The following is a 1505-nucleotide window of genomic DNA, read 5'->3' as shown; positions in this document are numbered from 1 at the left end:
CGCAGTGGAAACCCTGGCACCGGCCGGCCCGTGCCCGGGTGCGCCGCCGCAGCCCGTCGAGCGAGCGGGCCGGGACGGTGGCGGTGAGGGCGTCGCGGATCTCGCCGCGTGAGACCCGCTCGCAGTGGCAGACGAGCCTGCCGTACTCGGGATCGGCCGCGATCAGCTCCGGACGTTCGTACGGGCGCGGTGAGGTCCGGCCGAGGTGGGGCATGGTCACCGGTTCGAGCGTCCGGGGCTCGCCGAGCCTCTCGCCCGCCTCCGTCAGCAGCCCGACCACGTGCGCGGCGATCGCCATCGAAGCGGTCAGCCCGGTGGAGCGGATCCCGCCCACCGTCACGTACCGCTGCCCCGGGTGGCAGCGGATCCGGTAGTCGTCCTCCTCGGTCGCGGCGCGCAGCCCCGCGTACACGGCCGTCACCTCCTCGTCGAGGAGCGCGGGCACGATCCGCCGGCCCTTCGCCCGCAGGAAGGCGAGCCCCTCGGCCGTGGAGTGGGTGGCGGTCCGGTCGGTCAGGTCCTCTGCGGTGGGGCCGAGGAGGACGTTGCCGTACACCGTCGGCGCCACCAGCACCCCCTTGCCGAGGGCGGTGGGCACCGGCAGCAGGATGTGCCGGACCAGGTCCCGCGCGAACGAGTCGAAGACCATCAGCTGGCCCCGGCGCGGGGTCACGGTGAAGTCGGTGTGGCCGAGCTGCCGGTCGAGGTCGTCCGCGTACAGCCCGGCGGCGTTGATCAGCACCCGCGTACGCAACCGGCCCCGGCCGGTGGTGAGTTCGTGCGGGGACCCGCCGCTCACCCGTTCCACTCGGCAGTTGAGGTGCAGGTCGGCTCCGTTGCGCACCGCCTGGGTGGCGTACGCGAGGGTGGTGGTCCACGGGCAGATGACGCTCTCGCCCGGCACGGTGAGCGCGCCGAGCGCTCCGGGGCCCAGGGCGGGCTCGCGCCGGTAGACCTCTTCGGGGCCGATGACGCGGGTGTCGTGGCAGTTGTTGCGCTCGGCCTTCTCCATGAGCCGGGGGAGCGCGGCCAGTTGCTCGTCGTCCCAGGCGACGAGCAGCGCGCCGACCGGCTCGACGGGGATGCCGCTCTCCTCGGCGTACGCGGCCAGCCGCCGCCGCCCCTCACGGACCAGCCGGGACTCCAGCGAGCCCGGGACGGCGTCGAAACCGGTGTGCAGAATGGCCGTGTTGGCCTTCGACGTGCCGGCCCCGACGTCGTCGGCCGCGTCCACGAAGGCGATCCGCACGTCGTACCGCGTCAGTTCACGGGCGAGGGCCGCGCCGACCACCCCGGCGCCGACGACCACGACGTCGTACACCTCGTCCGGCAGGACCCCCGCAGTGGTGACAGTCATGGTGCTCCAGGCTCAGGGGGCCGCGACGGGCGGGGGAGTACGGTCCACCAGCGCGGCCACGGCCGCGCGGAAGACCCCGAGGCGGCCGGCGGCCTCGGCCGGCCCGATCCGCGGTTCGTAGACGGCCGACGGCTTCCACGCCGGCACC

General features: G+C 74.6%; 1 protein-coding gene. It reads right to left on the bottom strand.

Annotated elements, in window-relative coordinates; translation table 11 throughout:
* Positions 1-1357 (bottom strand): FAD-dependent oxidoreductase (locus GT042_RS30490; protein WP_161311924.1); only part of this gene is annotated, 1357 nt, incomplete at its 3' end.
* Positions 1358-1505: the final 148 nt, after the last annotated feature.

The organism is Streptomyces sp. SID3212 (assembly GCF_009865405.1).
GTDB lineage: Bacteria > Actinomycetota > Actinomycetes > Streptomycetales > Streptomycetaceae > Streptomyces.
The sequence above is the reverse complement of the archived record's forward strand: the minus strand, read 5'-3'. Positions and strand labels throughout refer to the sequence as shown.